This is a genomic window from Pantoea sp. BRR-3P (assembly GCF_039621635.1).
Lineage (GTDB): Bacteria > Pseudomonadota > Gammaproteobacteria > Enterobacterales > Enterobacteriaceae > Pantoea > Pantoea floridensis.
This window is the reverse complement of sequence record NZ_CP155066.1, coordinates 1,176,231-1,197,314: the sequence shown is the minus strand read 5'-3', so window position 1 is coordinate 1,197,314 and position 21,084 is coordinate 1,176,231. Positions and strand designations below refer to the sequence as shown.

Here is a 21,084-nt window from a genome sequence, read left to right as displayed (position 1 = left end):
GATTTTTTATGTTTCCCTCTCAAACACCCCTTGCGCTGCCCTCTTCTGCCTTTATCCGCGCCGCCGGTATTACGCGGGATAGCTTGCCGATCGCCTGGTGTGAATTCGATCAAAATCATTGGCATAGCGATCTGCATCAGGCGTGGCATTTGCCGCTGCCTGAATCGCTACAAGGTGCCGTGAAAAAGCGTAAAGCCGAACATCTGGCGAGCCGCTGGCTGGTTCAGCAAAGCGTGGCGCAACTCGGTTTACCTGGCTTTATCTTGCGCAATGCGCCCGATCGTTCACCGCTGTGGCCAGCCGGCATGCAGGGATCACTATCGCATACGCATAACATTGCCGTGGTAGCCGCAACGCGTGAGCCGCTGAGTCTTGGAGTGGATGTGGAGCAGGTGATGGCAGAGGAAACCGCAGAGGAGACGGCCGATTTGCTGATGAGCAAGCATGAAAAGCGGCGACTATTGGCGCAACCGTTGCCCTTTGCACAGGCGGCTACGCTGCTGTTTTCGCTGAAAGAGAGTTTATATAAAGCGCTGTGGCCGCAGCTGCACCAGCCAATGGATTTTCTGCAGGCGGAACTCGTAGGACTGGACATCACGCAAGGCATCGCTCAGCTGCGGCTAACGCATGATTTCTCTACAGCTTTTGCCAGCAATACCCGCTTACAGGCGCGCTTCTGGCTCCACGCAGGGCACGTTACGACGCTGCTTATCCATCCGTTGCCGACAAAATAAAAAACCGGCTCAGAAATTCCCCTGAGCCGGTGACAACACAAGACGACAGAAATGTTTAGGGACGCAGAAACGAGGATTTCTGCTGCGAGTGACTTTACTCCCTGCGCAACGCCTTGCCCAATAAGGGTTTTCGCTAAGCTTTCCCGGCTAACATCAATGCCCGGTATCGGTACGTTGCACCGCATCCAGCGTGGCCATGTCGCGTTCATTGCCAGTCAACTCGCTCAGCTGCCCTTCGCGCATCTCCAGCAGACGATCGGCATGAATAAAGTAGTGATCGTCGTGGCTGATGGCGAACACCGTTTTGCCTGAAGCTTGTAACCACGGCAATAGCTCGCGGTAGAAGATGCGCCGGAAATGCGGATCCTGATCCGCCGCCCATTCGTCGAGCAGCAAAATATCACGCTCCTCCGCGGCCGCCAGCAGCAGCGCCAGGCGCTTGCTCTGTCCTTTCGACAGCTGCAGATTCAGCACCCTGTTGCCTTCCAGCTTGAGTTTATCCTGCATCTTTAAACGTTCCAGCCACTGCTGCACCAGCGCCGGATTAGCCGGTTGACCTTGATGGCCGATTAACCGGTCAAACAGGTGCACATCGGTGAACACCGCCGAGAAGTGTTTGCGATAGGCTTCGAGGTTATGCCAGTCAACCACCTTGCCATCAAGTAACAAACTGCCCGATTGCGGTTGATAAAGGCCGGTGAGCAGCATGGCAAATGTGGATTTTCCGCTGCCGTTGCCGCCAATCAGAAACACCAATTCCCCGCGACGCAGCGTCAGGTTAATGGGTCCAACCTGGAAGCCGCGCTCGCCATAATGGAAGCAGACATCGCGTAGCTCTAACGTTTGCCAGTCGCTGACGTTAGGCAATGCTTTGAACGCTTCATTATACGGCGCCAGTTCAAAAGTATTGAGCTTGCGGAACGCCACCTGTGCGCTCAGCAGCGTCGGCAAGGCGCCAACCGCCGCCAGCAGCGGCGTGCGCAGGAAGAGCAGCGTCAGTGAATAGGTTGCCGCGACGGCGGTGTTGGCCCAGCCAAGGCCATTAGCCATAAAGAACACAATGCCAATGGCGCCCAGCATCATAATATTCGACCAATTCACCGCGCTAAGATGGAAGGTATCGGCACGTACAATGTGATGGCGATAGCTTTTGGCATTTTCCTGATACACGGTTTCGTAAATCAGCTGCGCGCGTTCACGGTTGAGCTGCAGCTCTTTACGTCCTTCAATAATGGTTTGGAAGTCACGGTACAGCTCATCTTCAACCTCGCGCAGCTTAGCCATGTGCTGATAAACCCGTGACACCAGCAGCCAGCCGCCAACCAGCGTTACCACCAGCCACAGGCTGGTGATCAGCAGCATCTTCGGCGAGAGCCAGGCGAGATAAAGTGCCGACCCGAGGGTAATAATGATGCCCTGAATCAGCTCCGGTAAACGCACAAAGGCAATGGTGATGGCGCGTACATCGCTGGTGAGGCCGGCCAATAGCTGAGCATTACCAATCTGTTCAATGCGCTCTACGCGCGTATCGAGAATACGTTTAATGAATTCGCCGCGCAGACGCCAGACAAAATGGTGGCCGAGCATGGTCAGCGCCAGCTGTGAGCCAAGCGTAACCGCCATCAGCAAGAACAGCTGGCCAAGGAAACTCGGCAGGACAGAAATCGAGGTATTTACCGCAACGATCAGTTCGTTGTTGATATAGGCAATCAGGCCGATACCGAGCACGGCACTCAGCAGCGTGAGAAGAATGACACCAATAAAAGGCCAGCGGTACTGGCGATAAACTACATGCAGCAATGCCATTAAAAAATTCCAGCGGTCAATAAAGCAGCCTGCAGTTTAATGTCGCCCCCGCTGATAGCAAGAATAATTCTCATCCCGTATTTCCCTCAGCAAAACGCTTTTCATCGCACCTTTGCAGCAGCGCGATTTATCGCGCAATAAATTGCGCCGCGACAAAAATGTACGCTTTGACAAAAATAAAAGTCTAAAACGCACGGCGGAATGTGAGGTTATAGCGGAAAGCACCCGCCTGCGGATGAATGCCCGGTTTAAGTGGCAGAATGCCGTGATAACGCAGGCGTGAAGGGCCACCCCACACCACGATATCGCCATGTTCCAGCAATACGCGTTGCGTGGCGTCGCCACGCTCAAAGCCGCCGAACTGAAACACCGCTGGCAAACCCAGCGAAACAGAGACGATCGGCTGGCGCAGATCCTTCTCATCTTTATCCTGGTGTAGCGTCAGTTTGGCACCAGGCTCATAGCGGTTAATCAGGCAGGCATCGGGATTGAAAGCGGCAAAACCGGCTTCTTCTGCCGTCTGCTGCGCCAGTTCGCGGAACAGCGCAGGCATCGGCGGCCACAGATGCCCGCTCCTGGTATCCTGTTCGGTATATTGGTAGCCGCGCGAATCGGTTGACCAGCCAAAATTGCCGCAGTTTGTCATCGCCACCGACATACGATGGCCGCCAGGCGTAATGCGATGAGCAAACGGATTTTGCCCGGCAATGTGGTGAATCGCCGCCAGCAACGCGTCGGCACTGTCGCGTGCACGACGCCGCAGAATCACGGCACCCTCGGCCAGCGGCTCTTGCCACGGGGCTTCGTCGCTAAATAAATCCAACATTTACGCCTCCTTTACTACTGCGATTTCTGATCGATCAGGAAGGATTTGAACTGTGGCGACATCCAGTGCGTAAAGCCATCGCCCTGTTTGCTAATCAAATAGACTGCCAGATGCTCTTTAAGCGCCAGCGCTTGAGCGCGATCGCTGCCAAGCACCATTAAGCCAGTATCCCAGCCGTCCGCTTCCAGCGCGGTGGTCGCTATCACGGTTGCTGAAACCAGCTTGTGCTCTATCGGCCTGCCTGTTGCGGGATCGATGACGTGCGAAATACGTTTGCCGTCCAGTTCATAATAGTTGCGATAGCTGCCTGAGGTACTGATGCCGTGCCCCTGCAGATCGACACGTGCTTCCACCGCATTTTCACGATCGGTTGGTTTCTGAATGGCCACGCGCCACGGTTGCTGGTTAGCGTTAACGCCACGACTCAGCACCGCGCCCCCTACCGAAACCAGATAGTTGGTAATGCCCTGCTGCTCCATCAGACGTGCCAGATGATCGGTGGCATAGCCCTCGCCCATGGTGGAGAGATCCACGTACAGGCCAGGCAGATCTTTCTGCAGCCATTGTCCCTCAACGCCCTGAATTACGCGCAGATGCTGCAAACCGGTGAGCGCTTTAGCCGCAGTGATTTCGGCCTCCGTCGGTGTGTGCGCCGGTTGCTTCGTTGGGCCAAAACCCCACAGATTAACCAGCGGACCAACGGTGATGTCCATTGCTCCTTCGGTCATTTTGCCAATACGCAGCGCCATGGTGACAATGTCCGCCATATCGCTGCTCACCGCCTGCGGTGCGCTGCCCTGATACTGATTGAAGCGCGACAAGACCGAATCGCGTTTCCACGTCGATAATTCTCCGTCATCGCGATCCAACTGCTGCTGAATCAATTGCTGCAATGCAGCATGACGTGATGACGCCACGCCCGCTACGCTGACGCGCCAGACCGTGCCCATGGTTTTACCTTCCAGCACCATTGCTGGCTGGCTATCATTTTTTTCACAACCGCTCAGGGCAAAAGCCACCAGCCCTATCAGCAGAATATTCTGAAAATGCATCTCTTCCTCATCTATTAACTGTTGCTACAGCCGGTTACAAAGCATAAATCGCTTGTAAATCCATCTAAAGCTGCTTGATGTTCGCTGAACCCTAAGACAGGATAACGCGTTCCTGCACCGTTTTTACCTACAGGAGCTAAGATGGTTTATTTCATTATTGCAGTGACCACCGGACTGTTTATTTTCGGCAGCTACAGATGCTGGGAACGCTATCGCCACCGTCTGATTCAACATTATCCTTCACGCCGACGTTAAATTTTTGCACCAGAAAATCCCCCTCCTGCACCGCTTCAGCGCCGGCGCAGTGTAGCAAAGTGCTGACGCTGCGCGTGGCGCTGCGAGCGGTGGTCTGGCATGAATTCTGCATCGTTGAGGATGAGTTGAACATCAGCGAGGTGCAGAATGGAAAAGAGCAAAACGCAAAACAGTAAATGGCAGCATTGGCTGAGTTTCTCGGCCTTTACGTTGGCGGGCGTGGCAATGGAAGGCAGTATGGCCACCACGCCGCCACTGCAACCGGCACCTAAAGCAAAAAAATGGCGCGGGATGCAGTAATCTTCTTCATAGCCCCAGTTCACTTAAGCCCGGATGCGCGTCCGGGCGCGTTCCAGCAGACCAGTGGAACAGACGATCCTCTGCAACGATGGGGAGATCATTGATACAAGCGAAGCGCTGAATCATCAAGCCATCGGCACCAAAGTGCCAGTTCTCATTGCCATAGCTGCGGAACCAGTTGCCGCTGTCATCATGCCATTCATAGGCAAATCGCACCGCCAGCTTATCGTTGTGCCACGCCCACAGCTCTTTGATCAGCCGGTAATCCAACTCTTTTACCCATTTACGTTGCAGAAATGTCACGACTTCCGCACGTCCATTGACGAATTCACTGCGATTACGCCAGCGCGTATCTTCACTGTAAACCAATGAAACCCGCTGAGCGTCGCAGCTGTTCCACGCATCTTCCGCCATGCGGACTTTCTTTAACGCCGTTTCCTGATTAAACGGTGGCACCAACATATTTTCTCTCCTGAACATGTAGACAGGTCTGTCTACTTGATTCATCCTGCCGGATGTAGACAATTCTGTCTACATGTTTGAACAGGATTAGTTATGCTTGAACCTCTGATATTTGATGCCGCAGCCTCTGCCCGCGATCGCATCTTGTTGTGCGCACAACAATTGTTTTACCAGCAGGGTATTCGCGCTACGGGTGTGGATAGAGTGATCGCGGAGGCCGGCGTGACGAAAGTGACTTTCTATCGTCATTTTCCGGCAAAAAATATGCTGGTTTTAGCGTTTTTACAGCAGCGCCATCAGCGTTGGATGGCGGCATTTCGCGCTGCACTGAATCAGCACGTTACGCTGGACGATGCCCTGCCCGCGGCACTTCTGAGTTGGTTTAACGATGCCGATTTTCGCGGCTGCGCCTTTATTAACACAGCGGCGGAATTAGGCAGCAGCTTAGCTGAAGCCAGCGAACTGATTCGCCAGCATAAGCACGAGATGGCGCAGGCAATCAAAGAAAAGCTGGCGCCCGAGCAGCAGATGAAAACGGCGCAGATTGTGTTGCTGGTTGAAGGTGCCATTGTACAGGTGCAGATTGGGGAAGAGGCAAAACAGATAGTTGAGATATTGCGAGGCGCGCTAAGCGCACTGCTGAAAACGGGAGCGTGACGCGCTGTCACGCTCCATCACGATTAGAACTGGTAAACCAGGCCTACCGCTACGACGTCATCGGTATTGATACCGGCGGCATCGGTGAAGTTATTGTCATCCAGCAGGTTGATTTGGTAATCAACATAGGTCGACATGTTTTTGTTGAAGTAGTAGGTCGCGCCCACATCAACATATTTTTTCAGGTTCTGGCTGCCGTACCCTTCGATATCGGAACCGCGAGAAGACACGAAGGCCAGTGAAGGACGCAGGCCGAAGTCGAACTGGTACTGCGCCACCAATTCCCAGTTATCCGCGGTATTCGCGTAACCGTAAGCGGTTGCGCTGCTTGAACCAAAGCGCGTGGCATTGTACGAACGGCTGTACATCGCGGCCAGGTAGATGTTGTTGGCGTCATACTTCAGCGCGCCGCTATAAGCTTCGGCTTTATCACCACGGCCCAGAATACCTGGCGCATTGCCATTCTGATTATTGGTGCGGTCAGACTGGAACATTGCCGCACCGATACCGAAACCGGAACCCAGATCATAGGTGGTGCTCAGACCGTAGCCGTCGCCATTTTCGCCCAGCACATCACGGCCGGATGAGGATTCGGTAGGGTTGTCGTTTTTGCCTTGATACTGAACCGCGAAGTTCCAGCCATCCACCAAACCGAAGAAGTTGGTATTACGATAGGTGGCAAGACCGTTGCTACGCTGGAACAGGAAATTGTCCGCACCGTAGGTATCGCCGCCGAACTCTGGCAGTACGTCAGTCCAGGCGCCCAGGTCGTACATCACGCCGTAGTTACGGCCATAATCGAATGAACCTGCATCACCAAATTTCAGACCCGCAAAGCCGACACGGGTGAAGCTGTTAGCGGTACCTTCGCTTTCTGCAGTGTTCAATGCAGCCTGGTATTCCCACTGGCCGTAACCGGTCAGCTGATCGGTCACCTGAGTTTCACCTTTGAAGCCAAAACGCAGGTAAGACTGGTCACCGTCTGAGCCAGAGTTGTCGGAGAAATAGTGCAAACCGTCAACTTTGCCGTAGAGATCTAATTTGTTGCCATCTTTATTGTAAATTTCAGCTGCGCTTGCTGAACCTGCTACCAGCAATGCAGGAATCATCAGGGAGAGAACGCGACGTTTCATTTTATTACCCTCTTTAATGTGCCTTTATTTATGCCACTGCGAACTGAACGATTAAAAATTCAGCCGGCAAGCCATTGTTATTTTATGTTGGGCAATAATCTATCACGAAAATGCTACTAAATTTCCAAAAGTGTTTCAGTGTATTTATTAGTTATTTCAGGATGTAAATTCAGCGGAACTAATAACCAGCACAGATAGGTAAAAAATATAGCACTTAATGACAACAAACATTTTAATCACTTAAAATCAATAAATTACATGAATTACATTTTCGCACTGAATGACAAAAATCATTTTCAGCCAGAGCATACAATTATCCCGCTATCATCATTTATTTCATTATTACCTTCATTCACCCCGAATGATTTGATTTACCCTAATTTCCCGCCGGACATGATTGTCCGGCATTTTTTTGTCTGCTCTCCAGCGCCCATCCTTATTTTCTGTAAAGTTAATTATCAGGGTTAAATTAACCCATAAGAGTTAGCGCATTATTTGCCTATTTTCGCACATAATGTTCAATCGATAGCCTAAATGCAGAAATGTTAATTTCCGTGGACAACAAAGATCGCTGGATTAATATACGGTGCTTATTGCTAGCGCTCACGTAACGATTCTTTAGCTTTATTCAGTGGCTTGAGCAAATAATCCATGACGCTTTTCTGACCCGTTTTAATCTCAACATTCGCCACCATGCCCGGCATAATGGCAAATTTACGCCCGTGCTTATTCACTAACTCCGCCTTGTTAGTGCGTACATAGACGCGATAATAAAATTCATCATGCTTGACTTCATCTTGCAGCGTGTCCGGCGATACCGTTTCCACCTCCCCACGGAGATCGCCGTAGATGGCGGCATCATAGGCGGTGATCTTGACCACCGCAGGCAACCCGGGACGAATGTAGCCAATGTCACGCGGATTGATACGCGTCTCAATCAGCAGCTGATCCTCCAGCGGCACAATCTCCATAAGTTTGCCGCCCGGCTCCAATACGCCGCCAACCGTAGAGACGCGAATATCTTTCACTATGCCTCGCACCGGCGAGAGTAACGTCGTACGTGCAAGGAGATCCTGTTTTCCCGCGGCAACCTGCAGCTGCGCATCCAGTTCACCGTTGTTCTTCACCTGCTCTTCATGCGCGCGCACATAATAGTCGTTACGTGCCTCGTCGATTTTGCCACGCAAATCGCTTACCTGCCGTTGCAGACGGATAACGTCCACCTTCCCGGCCGCGCCGCGAAGCATCAGCGGCTCTGTCAAATTGAGTTCCGCCTGCACCAACGTGAGGGATTGCCGTAGATTGCCAACCGTTTCGACAAAATTTTGCCGGCGAGCCTGATATAGCTGGGTTTCACGCGCGATCAGTTCGGGATATTGCTGGGTCTCTGCGCTAAAGTTCAGCGGCCGATCGCTGAGCTCGGCCTGTAACCGCTCAGCCGAAGCGCGCAATGTGCGGACGCGCGCAATCGCTTCACCAAAATTGGTTTGAAAGCGCGTGGGATCAAGCGTGGCCAGCACCTGCCCGCGCTGCACGATAGTCCCCTCGTGCACGTTCAGCTGTTTGACGATGCCGCCATCCAGACTATCGATCATTTGCGCATGGGTTGATGGCGTAACTTTGCCGATGCCTACCGTTACTTCATCCAACACCGCAAAGTGCGCCCACAGCAGAAACAGCAGCAGCGTCAACACGCACAGCCAGATAATGGCCGACGTGCGACGCTCGCGCCGCGCCAGATCTTTATCGACGATCACCATGCTCATGCTGCATCTCCCCTATTCGCCGCGGCGTGGCGCAGAATTTCGTCGCGCGCCCCGTCAGCCACAATGCGTCCGTTATCCATTACCACGATGCGGTCCACCATACGCAGTAAGGCAGGACGATGCGTTACCAACACCAGCGTGCGGCCCGTCACCCATTGTGCCAGCTGCCGAATGACCTGAGCTTCCAGCTGTTCATCCATGGCTGCGGTGGGTTCATCCAGCAGCACCACCTGCGGCTGGCGCAGAATCAACCGGCTAAGCAATACCATTTGCCGTTGACCGCCGGACAATCCCCGTCCCCCTTCGTGAATAATGCGATCGAGGCTGGCAGCATCCTGCTGTACCAACGCCAGCGCGCCGCTAATGCGCAGTGCCTGCAACATCTCCTGCTCGCTGGCATGCGGATTACCGAGCAACAGGTTCTGCCGCAGCGTGCCAAAGAACAGCCTGGAATCCTGCGACAGCCAGCCAAGCTGGCGGCGCAGATCGACCGGATCGATACAGGTGATATCCACGCCATCCACCAACACTTTTCCCTGGCTGGCGCGCGCTTGTCCGGCCAGCATTTTCAGCAGCGTTGATTTGCCCGCGCCGACTTTGCCAAGAATTGCCACGCGCTCGCCAGGCGTAATCTGCAATTGCGGAAGGTTAAGCACACTGTTCCCGCTCTCATCGTCATAGCGATAGTGCACGTTTTGCAGCTGAAAATGGCCGGTAAGCACCGGGCAATGCGCCAGCGTAGCGCGGTCGGGCTGATCGAGCGGCTTTTTCAGTAATTCATCCAGCCCTTTCATGGCCGATTTTGCATGCTGCCAGCGCGAGAACACCATGGTGAGCTGCATGAGCGGTGCAATAGTGCGCGCAGAGAGCAAGCTACAGGCCACCAGCGTGCCGGTGGTGATTTGATTATCAAGTACCAGATACACGCCAAATACCAGCATACCGGCATAAGTGAGCTGCTGGACGCTTCCTGACCAACCGGTAAGACGCGCGCCCCACAAGCGTTGCTGGTTGCTGATGGTGGCGCTGACGTCGTGGGTTTGCTCCCACTGGCGCTGAAAATAGGGTTCGGCCTGCAGCGCTTTGATGTCTTCCACCCCTTCAAGGGTTTCCACCAGCACCGCCTGGCGCAGTGCGCTCTCGCGTAGCCCTTCCCGCGCCAGCCGCGCCATGGGGATCTGTACCAGCAACCCCGGAATAACGATCAGCGGAATCGACAGCAGCGGAATCAACACCAGCCAGCCGCCAATCGATGCCATGATCAATAAAAACAGCAGCACGAATGGCAGATCGGCCGCGGCATTCACCGTGGTGGAGGTCAGCAGTTCGCGTACCTGATCGATCTCGCGCAGCTGGGCAATAAAGGATCCGGTAGAGCGTGGCCGCGCTTCATTACGAATGTTCATGGCACGCGCGAACAGCATGGCTGAAATTTTTAGGTCGATGCGCTTGCCCATCAGATCGGAAACCTGAGTGCGCATCAGGCGGATCAGATATTCAAGCGCAGCCGCCAGCAACACGCCGGTAAACAGCACCCATAGCGTCGGCTGTGACTGCGCGGGAATGACGCGATCGTACACCTGCATCGAAAACAGAATTCCCGCCAGCGCCAGCACGTTGCCTACCAGCGATGCCAGACTGATTTCAGCCATGCGTCGCTTCATGCCGCGAAAATTATGCCAGAACCAGTGTGGCTCATAGGGCTGCACAAACTCATCAATGCGCGCATCTCGCCCGCGCGCCGCCACGCCAATCACGCCGACATTGGCCTGTGCCTGTGCTAACAAATCGCTCAGCAAGGCTGAACGCATCACGTCGCCACCTTCGCTCAGCCAATAGCGTACGCCGCCATCGCGATCTACCTCTTCAATCAAGGCAAGGCTGCCGTTTTCCAGCAGTAGCAACACCGGAACAATTTCCTGACGCCAGCGGAGTTTATCGTGAGGAATCAGCATGAAATGCAATCCCAGTAGTTCAGCCAGACGTGCTAACTGTTGCGCGGGAGCCAGATGTTGAAACCAACGCATCTGCTGATGCAGCGTACTGCCATCCGCTGGTTTGCCGAAACGTGCCGCCACACGCAGCATCGCCGCGATGCCGTTGTCGCTGTTAAAGGGTTGTGCAGTCATCCCTGTGGTCTCATAAGCAATGGAAAGAGGCTGGCAACCGCTAGCTGAGAGCGCTAGCGGTTGGTATGTGGGTTAAACGACTGTCTGCACCGGGTGTTGCTGCTGCAGATGATCGGCGAGGGTATAGCTGCTGTCGCTGGCGTTGTAATGCGTTTCACTGCCGCGGAGGATCGACGCATCGCCATGTTGATCGCTATGGTCGAGGCTGCCTGCACTGACATTCGCGAGCAGCGTGCCTGCCGGCTCACTGCTGGCGCTGGCAACCGCCTCGTGGCTGTCGATCGTTACCGGCTGCGTTGCCGTCGCCACGTTGCCCGCTTTATCCTGTGCGCTAACCTTCATCTGATAGCTGCCGTCATCAAGGGGAGCGAGCTGCCCGGCTAAAATTGTCAGCGACCAATTACCATCGGCTTTTACCGTGGCGCTGTAGCTCTGATCGCCGAGCGTCAAGGTGACTACACTGCCCTGCTCAAGATGAGTGCTGCTGCCCTGAATCAGATGCCAGTTATTAACCTCCACCGCATCCAACACGCCATCACCAAAAGGTTGATTCAGCGTCATTGTCGGCAACTGATGGATAGCAACGTTGAACAGATTCTCGATGATCTGCGTGTCATGGTTGCCGTACTCATCTCCGCGCGTGGCAAGCGCTGATACTTCACCATCCGGCAGCGCCTGTAAATCTGCGGCACTGATGGTCACCGTGCCATCGACCGGCGTGTAGTTTTTACCTTTAATCGTCAATTCCCTGACGCCTTCCAGATAGAAACTGAGATCGTGCTGCGCTTCCTGCTGGTTGAGTGTGGTATCACCACCGATATTGATTTCGTAATAGATGTCGGGCAGCTTGGTTACCACGTTCAGTTCCAGCATCGCGTCGGTGCTGTTGCCTGCACCATCCAGCGCATAAACGCGAACTTCGCCCAGCGCAATAAAACTTGCCACGTCGCTGGCTGGAATGGTGACCTGCCAATGCCCATCGCTGCCAATCTGCGCGTGATAGACTGCATCGCCGCTGCACAGCAACAGTTGCTGGCCCGGCACCACCACGGAGAGATCGCCGCTAAAGGTGAGATCGTTTTGGCTCTCCTCTTTATTGATGACGTTATCGGCTGTCACTTTGTCAAAACTGATGTGCGGCAAGCTGCTGACATGGGTGATCAGCGTGACATCCTGATGCGTGGTAGTGGTCTTGCCATTGGGATCGGTGGCGCTGACTTTTAGGCTATAAACACCATCCTGTAGCGCCTGCAGATCCTGTTCCTGGATTGTGGCCGTCCATTCACCCTGTCCATTAACGCTACCGGTATAGGTTTTACCAGCTAACGTCAGCGTAACGTGGCTGTTATTCGGCATATGCGTAGCGCTTCCGTGCACGTCCACGCCGTAAATCCCTTCCGCAACGTTAACAGCGTTATCACCGCTGATGGGATCGACGGTGAGCGTGGGTTTGATAGTTTTATCGACGTAAACCCCAAATTCAACCTGAGTATCGGTGCTGTTACCGGCTTTATCGGTAATGGTGAGCGTCAACGAATAGGCGCCATCAGCCAATCCGTGGAGTACCGATGGCGGCATCGATGCATTCCAGTAGCCCCATTGATTCACCGTGCTGTGCCAGCTTTCACCGTTAAAGGTCAAAGTAACCGTCGCGCCGGGCTCAGATTCAGCGCGTCCGCGCAGGTGAATATTTTTGCCCGCCTCCCATGCGGCAATGATGCCATCCTGGGCTATCGGTTCATAAGGATGCAGCGCTGCGGGCGGCGTGGTATCTATGCTGCGAAGTTGCAGACTTGCTGAGTTATCATCCACCGGATAAAGGCTGACTGCCGATTGCAAAATTGCTGCTAATTGATGTTCGGATTGACGTGAAGACATAGGTAACCTCGTTACAGGAAATGATTTGCCACAGTCATTATGCTTATTAATGTTTTAAGCGGACCGGTGCGCCATACAGGCCGTTAATAAACGGCCCGCTTCGCCTGATGAAAAGGGGTTACCTGCCGGTAACAAGGATGAAATTAAGACACAGCAAATTTTCTCCCAAAGGGGAGAAATAATATCGATCTCGCTCTATTCCGCACCGGGAGCCGATGGGATAGCTAACATATCGGGTTTACGTGGTCGCTGCCTATTGGCGAAAATCCGGAAATGTGCGCTTTGCGACAGCGCCAAAAGAATCGTGTGTCAGCCGCGTGCCGCGCGGTATATCTCATCAGTATACTGCAACAATCAGCAGGGAAAATTTTACTTAAGTCACTCCAGTTTTGCCTGGTACAGCCCAGGAAAGTTCTGGAAAAGCGCGGCGTCTGGTAAAAAATCGGTAATATGCCTGTTTCTGGCGTTGATAACTTGTGATCGGATATCCTCTGATGCGCGGTGCGACGCTGGCTTTAATGCTAAACTTCGTCGCTTTATACGCTAATGAAAAATAACATTTATGACAGCACTGGACGCCGCACAGCAGAATAAATTGCATCATCGTGTCAACCTGGGAACACGTATCGTTTTCCTTATCGCTGGATTGGGCATGTCAGCCTGGGCACCGTTAGTGCCTTTTGCCAGCCAGCGTCTAGCGCTGAGCGGTGCATCGCTTGGTGGCCTGCTGCTGTGCCTGGGCATCGGTTCACTGGCCGCGATGCCGGTTACCGGCGGTCTGATCGCGCGCTTCGGTGGTCGTCGGGTGATGCTCTGTTCCACGCTGGTGGTGCTGGTTGCCCTGCCGCTGCTGGCGACGCTTGATGAAATGTGGCTGATGGCCGCGACTTTAATGGTTTTTGGCGCCGGGCTCGGCATGCTGGATGTCGCCATGAACGTACAGGCCGTTGAAGTGGAAAAAGCGGCGCGTAAACCGATGATGTCCGGCTTTCACGGTTTCTTCAGTCTTGGCGGCATTATTGGCGCGGGTTCCGTCAGCCTACTGCTGGGCAGCGGCCTGACGCCGTTGCAAGCCGTCGGCGTGGTGATGGTGCTCATCGTCCTGCTGCTGGTGTGGAGCCTGCCGACGTTAATGAAGGAACGTCTGCATCAGCCCGATCAGCCGTGGCTGGTTATCCCGCGGGGCTGGGTGGCTTTCCTTGGCCTGCTCTGTTTTATCCTGTTTCTTGCCGAGGGTGTCGTACTCGACTGGGGCGCGCTACTGCTATTGCAGAGCCCTGCTATGAGCCCTGCACATGCTGGCTTGGGCTACGCGGTATTCTCGGTGGCGATGACGATCGGCCGTCTGACGGGCGACAAAGTGATTCAACACTTTGGCCGCTATCCGGTGATGTTAACCGGCGCATTAGCCGCTGCAGCCGGCATGACGCTGGCGGTTTTACTGCCATGGCCGCAAATTGCCCTGCTGGCATTCCTGCTGGTTGGTTTTGGCCTGGCTAATACGGTACCGATGCTGTTCAATGCCGCCGGGAATCAACACGATATGCCGTCAAATCTGGCGATTTCGGCCATGACAACCTTAGGCTATGCGGGTATTCTTTCAGGTCCGGCTTTAATCGGATTGATATCCCAGTGGATCAGCCTGAGTGGCGCATTTTTACTGATCGCTCTGCTACTGCTGGCCGTCGCGGCCAGTGCCCGACGGGTTGCGCGCTAATTCCATGGTCCTGAGACACTATGCTTTATAAATTTCCTCTGACATCCGGCAACGTTACGCGCTTTTTCGTGGTGTTTAACCTGGTGCTTTTTCTGGCGCTGGGCGCGATGGTGCACAATAGCGTCAATGCCTGGATTACGGAAAAGCGCTATGCGATGACCGATTTGGCGCGTGCCATGCAGAAACGCATTGATGCATCGCGCTTTGCCACCTGGCAGATCTATGAAAATCTTGCCACCAGCGCCGCCGGCTCAACGCCGAATAGCAATCTGCAGGAAACGCGTCTGCGCCCGGATGTCTATTATCTGGAAAAAACCCGCCGTAAAACCGAAGCGCTGATTTTTGGATCGCACGATAGCAGCACGTTGGATATGACCATGCGCATGTCCAACTATCTTGATACGCTGTGGGGCGCGGAGAATCCAACCTGGTCGATGTATTTTCTGAATGGTCAGGATAATAGCCTGATCATGATCTCCACCCTGCCGCTGAAAGATATGGCGACACGTTACAAAGAGAGCGCGATCAATACGCTGGTCGATAGCCGCCGCGCCGAAATGTTGCAGCAGGCCAATGCGCTGGATGAGCGTGAAAGCTTCTCACCGCTACGCCACTTTGCCTGGCAGAACGATCACTACTTTACCCTGCGCACCACCTTCAACCAGCCGGGCCATTTAGCCACCGTCGTGGCCTTTGATCTGCCGGTTAACGATCTGATTCCGCGCAATATGCCGCTGGAGAATTTCCAGCTGCGTCAGGATGCCACGCAAACCAGCAGCACCCCCACCAGCAACGACGATAGCAGCAGTGAAAGTACCCATGTGGCGCTGGTTAACCCTAACCTGGAAATTGCTGCCTCACTGCCAAGTACGTCGTTGCAGTTAGTGTACCGCGTGCCGCTCACGAGCCTGGCGATGGATACGTTGCATAATCTGATGTGGCCGCTGTTGATCAATCTTGTGCTGTTTTTGCTGTCGATTGCCGGTATCACCCTGCTGCGTCAGCAATCGCTGCGTCCTAACGAGAACCAGAGCGCCGAACTCGATTCCCTGCGGATGCTGAACGAAGAGATTGTTGCCAGTCTGCCCGTGGGTTTGCTGGTGTATGACTTCGCGACTAACCGCACGCTGCTCAGCAATAAAATCGCTGAACACCTGCTGCCACATCTGAATCTGCAGAAAATCATCAATATGTCCGATCAGCATCAGGGCGTATTGCAAGCGACCATCAATAACGAAGTGTATGAAATTCGCCATGCGCGCAGCGTGCTGTCGCCGCATACGCAGCTGTTTATGATGCGCGATCAGGACCGAGAATTACTGGTCAATAAGAAGCTGCAAAAGGCGCAACAGGTGCTGGATCGTAATCACCAAATGCGCCAGCAACTGATGCAAAATCTGGGACATGCGCTGAATCGCCCCTTGCAAAGCATGGTGACGCAGCTGGTGCAGCTCAGCCAGCGGGACGATGATGAAAGCGTGCTCGATCTGCTCGACGAAAGTCAGGCATTGGCACGGCTGGTGGATGACATTGTGCTGCTTAATCGCCTCGAAGCGCATGACTGGTCGCCGGATGCCAGCGTATTCAATCTGCAGGATATGCTGGACGAAATCGCGCTGGAAAGCCTGCCGTTGCTGCGTCGTAAAGGTCTGGCGCTGGTGGTGAATAATCATCTTGCCAATGATGAAATGCGCTTTGGCGATCGTCGCGCCCTGCGCAAAGTGTTGACCACGTTAATGCACTATTCGCTGACCACCACACGCTGGGGCAAGATTTCGCTGGAGATTAAAACCAGCGAGGAAAAACCCAATCAGGTATTGCTGCAGCTGGTGGATACGGGTTCGGGCCTGAGCATCGATGAACTGGCGAATGTGGATTTTCCCTACCTTGGCGATACTACGCAAGATCGCTTCGGCCAGGCATCGGGCATGGCATTTTTCCTGTGTAAACAGCTGTGTAAACAGATGGGTGGCCAGCTTGAGATCATCGCTAAACCCGATATCGGAACGCGCTATAACATTCAGCTGCCGCTGGCGCTGGAACAGCAGGGCGAACAGGAAGAGAAGCTGCTGGAAGGCGTGACCGCTCTGGTCGATATCGCCGTTGAAGACGTGCATAAAATTGTTTGCCGCCATCTGGAAAACTGGGGAGCGAAATGCCTGACTTCCGACGAACGTTTGACCGGCCAGGATCATGATGTCCTGGTAACCGACGATCCCGCCCGCATGACGGGCTGGGCGCTGCTGCTGGCCGGTGACGAAATCGGTCATCACGCACTGAATGATAAGCAATTCAGGGTCAACTTCAATCTCAGCAACGCGCTGCTTGATGCACTGCTGGCCCTGATTGAGAAGCAACTTGCCCATGATTTAATGGAGGAGAGTAGCGAAGATGAAGCAGCCTCACCGCTGTTAAGCGGTGGCTATTTCCAGCTGTTTACCGAGACAGTACCGCCAGATGTGAAGAGACTGTATACTGAAGCGGCGGAAAAGGATTATCCCTCGCTTGCTCAGACAGCACATCGCCTGAAAGGCGTGTTTGCCATGCTCAATCTGGGGTCAGGTAAACAGCTTTGTGAAGCGTTAGAACAACACATAAAAGTATGTGACGATTTGACCATTAAAAATACCACCAGTGAAATTGACGCGTACGTCAGCCAACTGCTGCAGCAAGGTAACCAATAAGATGAATAACTTGAACGTAATTATTGCCGATGACCATCCGATCGTTCTGTTCGGTATCCGTAAGTCGCTGGAACAGATCGAATGGGTTAACGTTGTAGGTGAGTTTGAAGACTCAACAGCACTGGTAAACAGCCTGCCCAAACTGGACGCCAATGTCCTGATTACCGATCTCTCAATGCCGGGCGAGAAGTATGGCGACGGTATCACCCTGATCAAATACATTAAACGTCACTATCCGGATCTCTCGATTATCGTTCTTACCATGAACAATAACCCAGCGATCCTGAGCGCGGTGTTGGATCTGGATATTGAAGGGATTGTCCTGAAACAAGGCGCACCAACCGATCTGCCTAAAGCCCTGGCTGCTTTACAGAAAGGTAAAAAATATACGCCGGAAAGCGTGGCAAAACTGCTGGAGCGCATCAGCGCCGGTGGCTACGGTGACAAGCGTCTGTCGCCGAAAGAGAGCGAAGTGCTGCGTCTGTTCGCAGAAGGCTTCCTGGTGACGGAGATTGCCAAGAAGCTGAACCGCAGTATCAAAACCATCAGTAGCCAGAAGAAATCAGCGATGATGAAACTGGGCGTGGAAAACGATATTGCGCTTTTGAACTATCTCTCTTCCGTTAGCGCCACTCAGGTCGACAAAGAGTAATACTTGCGGGCGGTGTTGCACACACCGCCCGTACTTTCGCTACGTCCCTTCCCTGCCCTTCCTGACGCGTTCTGCATACATCGCTAGCGTGGTTTTTAGCACATCCAGCGTCACCGGTTTCGACAGACAGTTATCCATGCCCGCATCCATACAACGCTGCTTCTCTTCTGCCAGCGCATTCGCCGTGACGCCAATCACCGGGAACGTGTGCCCTAACTGGCGTAAACGTTGCGTCAGGCGATAACCATCCATGTTTGGCATGTTGACGTCGCTCAGCACAATATCGATATGGTTACGACTCAGCACGTTCAATGCATCAACGCCATCCTGTGCCGTTTTGGTTTGATAACCGACGGTACCAAGCTGCTCTGACAGCAGCATGCGGTTGATTGGATGGTCATCGACGATCAGCACCATAATATCGTCGTAATTGGCGGTTTCCTGCGGTGTAGCCAGCGGCAGCGGCGTGGCGGTTTCACTATTGATATTGATACGGTAAATACGGCCAAGCAGCTGCGGTAAATCGTGCAGCATGGCGCTGCTCTGAATCCACTGCCCCGGGGAGGTTTCCTGCGGTATATCAATGTGCTCACCGCAGATACGAATACACGCACGCCCGCTTTGTGCGGGAAGTTCGTCATGATCGCTGATAATGACATCATCACTCGCCGCCTGGCCCTGATAATACGCCGCCTGAATGCCCTGCTGTTGCAGCAAACGCAGCAGGAAGCTGGCGAGATATTCATTGCGCATATCCAGCCAGATGGCTTTTTCCTGTAATCCGTCCAGCAGCGGTGGCGCTGCCAGCTGACCAGAATAGATCGGAATGCGCACGATAAACTGGCTGCCCATGCCTGGCTCGGAATCGACTTCGATATCGCCATCCATCATGTTGATCAGCTTTTCGCAGATCGCCAGACCCAATCCTGTTCCCTGGAAGTTGCGCTGCACGCCAGAACCCACCTGGAAGAAGGGATCGAACAGGCGCGTAACCTCTTTGGCCGGAATGCCGACGCCGGTATCGCGCACGCGGAACGCCAGATACCCCTCTTTAACATAGGCATGCAGAATGATGCAGCCGGTGTGGGTAAACTTGATGGCGTTGTTCAGCAAGTTTGAAATGACCTGCTGCAAACGCATCGCATCGCCATCCAGCGCCAGCGGCACATCATTTTCGATAAATACATACAGCGTCAGACGCTTGCGAACCACCAATGATAAATAATTGCTGGCGATGTGATTGACCACTTCTCGCGGTGAGAACGGATGTGGTTCGATTTTCAGCTGTTCAGATTCGATTTTAGAGAAGTCGAGAATGTCGCTGATGATCTTCAGTAACAGGCTCGAGGAGTTGTTCATAGCGGTAACCAGCGAATCGACGCCTTTCGGCAGCGTTTTGGTTTGTAGCAGATCGAGGTTACCGATAATACCGTAAAGTGGCGTACGCAACTCATGGCTAACCGTAGCCAGGAACATTGATTTTGACTGGCTGGCCTGCTCGGCCGAGTGCGCCATCTCCTGCAGCGATTGCTCCATGCGCACGCGCGCCGACACATCCACCAGCACGCAAATCGCGACGTTTTCATTGCGATAGCGGGAGTGCACAAAGCTGATCTGCAGGTTGGTATTACTTCCCGTGAGCACATCAACGAAATTGACCTGCTGACCGCCGATAATCTCATTCAGCCGCTGGCGATCTTCCTGTGTGAGAAGCGTCAGATAGTTGTGCGCCAGCTCATTACTTAGAATATTGGTACCGTCGCTGGTACGCAGAATACAGATACCGACCGGCGCAGAAGCGACAATCTTACGGTTAAACTGCTCGTGCTCCTCAAGCCGATGCGCATTCTCCTCAGCCGGCAAGAACATACGCCGCTCGAATATCCACGCCAGCGTGAACAAAATTACCGCCGTGAAGATGTTGAGTAACAGCGCGTTAATGAGCATCAGTTTGAGCTGATCCATTAACACATCGGTGGAAAGCGACCACACCACATTAAGATTGGTTGGCGGCAGCGGCTTTTTCAACACCAGCTGGCGATAGCTATCGAGATAACCAAACCAGGTACTGTTGTCCGGCAGGTCGTCCAGCGAGTAACCCGGACCACCGCGACGCGAGCTGATCAGCGGCCGATAGTTTTCATCGGTGATGGTGGCCACCAGCGGTAAACCGCCCGGCTGAATAAACTCATCCAGGCGAATATTCTGCTCTACGCCGAGCAGTGCCTGCAGTTTGTTTGCCACATACACCGGCATGACCATATAGAAGTTGCCGACGCCTGGCTGCGCGCTGCTGGTGATCCAGTACATCGGATTGCGGCGCTCTTCTTCATTACCATTCCGATAGTGCAGGACACGCTCGCGCAGTGCTTTCAGGCTGCGTTCACGATCGACTGAATTGTTGGTGCCGATGGTGAAGTCTGCCAGACACTGATTTTCGCCACTGACGAAAAACACCCGGTTCAATTCATAGGCCGAGGCAAAGTTACTTTTCCAGTAATTAATGTAGTCGCTGAGCGAATCCAGCGAATTGCGCCAGGTGTTGCTCATTGAGGTGCAGTCACCGTCGGAAAATAGCGGCGTGAACTGCGGCAGCGTGCCTTTGCCCGGAGGTAAACCGTTCAACACGTCCAGACCGTTAGCGCTACTGCTCAGGCGATTTTCGGTGATGTATTTCAGTTCGCGCATCACATCAGCAGAGTGACGGATGTACCATTCCGCCTGGCCGTAATTCGTTGCAAACTCCTGACGAACCGCATTCTCTTTCTCGTGCAGCACATTGATGATGTAAAAAGTCGTCAGTAGCGCACCCAGCGCCCAGAGCAGCAACGCCAGCGCACGAAAAAGGTAGCGCGAGATACGGAGCGTGGTGCGAAAGGAGACAAGATATTTCAAAAGAGGCTCACTGGCGGTAAGGGGTTATCAGGATGTTGAAAAGCTTCCATACACTAGCTTTATCGGCCCTAAAAAGCCAGTTGGCGTGCGCCGTTAGCATAAAACTCAGATAAAAAAACGGCAGGTCAATTTAATGAC

The 21,084-nt window shown here is 53.6% G+C and carries 16 protein-coding genes; 7 read left to right on the top strand and 9 right to left on the bottom strand.

Annotation, left to right across the window (positions count from 1 at the left end; all coding sequences use genetic code 11):
- The first annotated feature begins 8 nt into the window (after positions 1 to 8).
- On the top strand, positions 9 to 734 hold the full coding sequence (locus tag AAGR08_RS05480) for a 4'-phosphopantetheinyl transferase superfamily protein (protein WP_345828940.1): 726 nt from the start codon (positions 9 to 11) through the stop codon (positions 732 to 734).
- A 153-nt stretch (positions 735 to 887) separates the two neighbouring features.
- Here AAGR08_RS05480 and AAGR08_RS05475 read toward each other — a convergent pair whose 3' ends face one another.
- From AAGR08_RS05475 to apbE, 3 genes are all read right to left on the bottom strand, one after another.
- The gene (locus tag AAGR08_RS05475; RefSeq protein ID WP_345828939.1) at positions 888 to 2,540 is read right to left on the bottom strand and encodes a multidrug ABC transporter permease/ATP-binding protein; all 1,653 of its coding nucleotides are present in this window, start codon (positions 2,538 to 2,540) and stop codon (positions 888 to 890) included.
- Positions 2,541 to 2,724: 184 nt separating this feature from the next.
- Positions 2,725 to 3,366, bottom strand: a complete 642-nt coding sequence (alkB, locus tag AAGR08_RS05470) for a DNA oxidative demethylase AlkB (RefSeq protein WP_345828938.1) — start codon at positions 3,364 to 3,366, stop codon at positions 2,725 to 2,727.
- A 14-nt stretch (positions 3,367 to 3,380) separates the two neighbouring features.
- Entirely contained in the window at positions 3,381 to 4,418 is a 1,038-nt protein-coding gene (apbE, locus tag AAGR08_RS05465; protein WP_345828936.1) for an FAD:protein FMN transferase ApbE, read from the bottom strand.
- Between the two features lie 141 nt (positions 4,419 to 4,559).
- On the opposite strand from apbE, the gene AAGR08_RS05460 reads away from it, so the two are divergent.
- Both AAGR08_RS05460 and AAGR08_RS05455 read left to right on the top strand, forming a co-directional pair.
- Positions 4,560 to 4,673, top strand: a complete 114-nt coding sequence (locus tag AAGR08_RS05460) for a response regulator (RefSeq protein ID WP_345828934.1) — start codon at positions 4,560 to 4,562, stop codon at positions 4,671 to 4,673.
- A gap of 147 nt (positions 4,674 to 4,820) precedes the next feature.
- A complete protein-coding gene (locus tag AAGR08_RS05455) occupies positions 4,821 to 4,973 on the top strand; it encodes a hypothetical protein (RefSeq protein ID WP_345828932.1) in 153 nt (50 codons plus the stop codon).
- A gap of 6 nt (positions 4,974 to 4,979) precedes the next feature.
- Here the strand turns inward: AAGR08_RS05455 and AAGR08_RS05450 are convergent, their stop codons facing one another.
- Positions 4,980 to 5,435: a nuclear transport factor 2 family protein gene (locus AAGR08_RS05450; RefSeq protein ID WP_345828930.1), complete on the bottom strand. Its 456-nt coding sequence runs from the start codon at positions 5,433 to 5,435 to the stop codon at positions 4,980 to 4,982.
- Positions 5,436 to 5,528: 93 nt separating this feature from the next.
- On the opposite strand from AAGR08_RS05450, the gene AAGR08_RS05445 reads away from it, so the two are divergent.
- Entirely contained in the window at positions 5,529 to 6,092 is a 564-nt protein-coding gene (locus AAGR08_RS05445) for a TetR/AcrR family transcriptional regulator (RefSeq protein WP_345828928.1), read from the top strand.
- A gap of 23 nt (positions 6,093 to 6,115) precedes the next feature.
- Here AAGR08_RS05445 and ompC read toward each other — a convergent pair whose 3' ends face one another.
- From ompC to AAGR08_RS05425, 4 genes are all read right to left on the bottom strand, one after another.
- Positions 6,116 to 7,225: a porin OmpC gene (gene ompC / locus AAGR08_RS05440; protein WP_345828927.1), complete on the bottom strand. Its 1,110-nt coding sequence runs from the start codon at positions 7,223 to 7,225 to the stop codon at positions 6,116 to 6,118.
- 596 nt (positions 7,226 to 7,821) lie between these two features.
- A complete protein-coding gene (locus AAGR08_RS05435) occupies positions 7,822 to 8,991 on the bottom strand; it encodes an HlyD family efflux transporter periplasmic adaptor subunit (RefSeq protein ID WP_345828926.1) in 1,170 nt (389 codons plus the stop codon).
- Positions 8,988 to 11,120, bottom strand: coding sequence for a type I secretion system permease/ATPase (locus AAGR08_RS05430; RefSeq protein ID WP_345828924.1), 2,133 nt, complete (start codon positions 11,118 to 11,120; stop codon positions 8,988 to 8,990). The genes AAGR08_RS05435 and AAGR08_RS05430 overlap by 4 nt, the downstream gene beginning before the upstream one ends.
- A gap of 72 nt (positions 11,121 to 11,192) precedes the next feature.
- The gene (locus tag AAGR08_RS05425) at positions 11,193 to 12,998 is read right to left on the bottom strand and encodes an Ig-like domain-containing protein (protein ID WP_345828922.1); all 1,806 of its coding nucleotides are present in this window, start codon (positions 12,996 to 12,998) and stop codon (positions 11,193 to 11,195) included.
- Positions 12,999 to 13,560: 562 nt separating this feature from the next.
- On the opposite strand from AAGR08_RS05425, the gene AAGR08_RS05420 reads away from it, so the two are divergent.
- The 3 genes from AAGR08_RS05420 to rcsB are packed head-to-tail and all read left to right on the top strand — an operon-like array spanning position 13,561 to position 18,051.
- The gene (locus tag AAGR08_RS05420; protein ID WP_345828921.1) at positions 13,561 to 14,715 is read left to right on the top strand and encodes an MFS transporter; all 1,155 of its coding nucleotides are present in this window, start codon (positions 13,561 to 13,563) and stop codon (positions 14,713 to 14,715) included.
- Positions 14,716 to 14,735: 20 nt separating this feature from the next.
- Positions 14,736 to 17,399, top strand: coding sequence for a phosphotransferase RcsD (rcsD, locus tag AAGR08_RS05415; protein WP_097096607.1), 2,664 nt, complete (start codon positions 14,736 to 14,738; stop codon positions 17,397 to 17,399).
- A 1-nt stretch (position 17,400) separates the two neighbouring features.
- Positions 17,401 to 18,051, top strand: a complete 651-nt coding sequence (gene rcsB / locus AAGR08_RS05410; RefSeq protein ID WP_007889370.1) for a response regulator transcription factor RcsB — start codon at positions 17,401 to 17,403, stop codon at positions 18,049 to 18,051.
- Positions 18,052 to 18,090: 39 nt separating this feature from the next.
- Here the strand turns inward: rcsB and rcsC are convergent, their stop codons facing one another.
- A complete protein-coding gene (gene rcsC / locus AAGR08_RS05405; protein WP_345828918.1) occupies positions 18,091 to 20,946 on the bottom strand; it encodes a two-component system sensor histidine kinase RcsC in 2,856 nt (951 codons plus the stop codon).
- Positions 20,947 to 21,084: the final 138 nt, after the last annotated feature.

Coding starts and splice junctions, on each gene's coding strand:
- apbE (WP_345828936.1), bottom strand. CDS start 4,418: ATGCATTTTCAGAATATTCTGCTGATAGGGCTGGTGGCTTTTGCCCTG.
- AAGR08_RS05480 (WP_345828940.1), top strand. CDS start 9: ATGTTTCCCTCTCAAACACCCCTTGCGCTGCCCTCTTCTGCCTTTATC.
- AAGR08_RS05475 (WP_345828939.1), bottom strand. CDS start 2,540: ATGGCATTGCTGCATGTAGTTTATCGCCAGTACCGCTGGCCTTTTATT.
- AAGR08_RS05425 (WP_345828922.1), bottom strand. CDS start 12,998: ATGTCTTCACGTCAATCCGAACATCAATTAGCAGCAATTTTGCAATCG.
- AAGR08_RS05445 (WP_345828928.1), top strand. CDS start 5,529: ATGCTTGAACCTCTGATATTTGATGCCGCAGCCTCTGCCCGCGATCGC.
- AAGR08_RS05435 (WP_345828926.1), bottom strand. CDS start 8,991: ATGAGCATGGTGATCGTCGATAAAGATCTGGCGCGGCGCGAGCGTCGC.
- ompC (WP_345828927.1), bottom strand. CDS start 7,225: ATGAAACGTCGCGTTCTCTCCCTGATGATTCCTGCATTGCTGGTAGCA.
- alkB (WP_345828938.1), bottom strand. CDS start 3,366: ATGTTGGATTTATTTAGCGACGAAGCCCCGTGGCAAGAGCCGCTGGCC.
- AAGR08_RS05430 (WP_345828924.1), bottom strand. CDS start 11,120: ATGACTGCACAACCCTTTAACAGCGACAACGGCATCGCGGCGATGCTG.
- AAGR08_RS05450 (WP_345828930.1), bottom strand. CDS start 5,435: ATGTTGGTGCCACCGTTTAATCAGGAAACGGCGTTAAAGAAAGTCCGC.
- AAGR08_RS05420 (WP_345828921.1), top strand. CDS start 13,561: ATGACAGCACTGGACGCCGCACAGCAGAATAAATTGCATCATCGTGTC.
- rcsB (WP_007889370.1), top strand. CDS start 17,401: ATGAATAACTTGAACGTAATTATTGCCGATGACCATCCGATCGTTCTG.
- AAGR08_RS05455 (WP_345828932.1), top strand. CDS start 4,821: ATGGAAAAGAGCAAAACGCAAAACAGTAAATGGCAGCATTGGCTGAGT.
- AAGR08_RS05460 (WP_345828934.1), top strand. CDS start 4,560: ATGGTTTATTTCATTATTGCAGTGACCACCGGACTGTTTATTTTCGGC.
- rcsD (WP_097096607.1), top strand. CDS start 14,736: ATGCTTTATAAATTTCCTCTGACATCCGGCAACGTTACGCGCTTTTTC.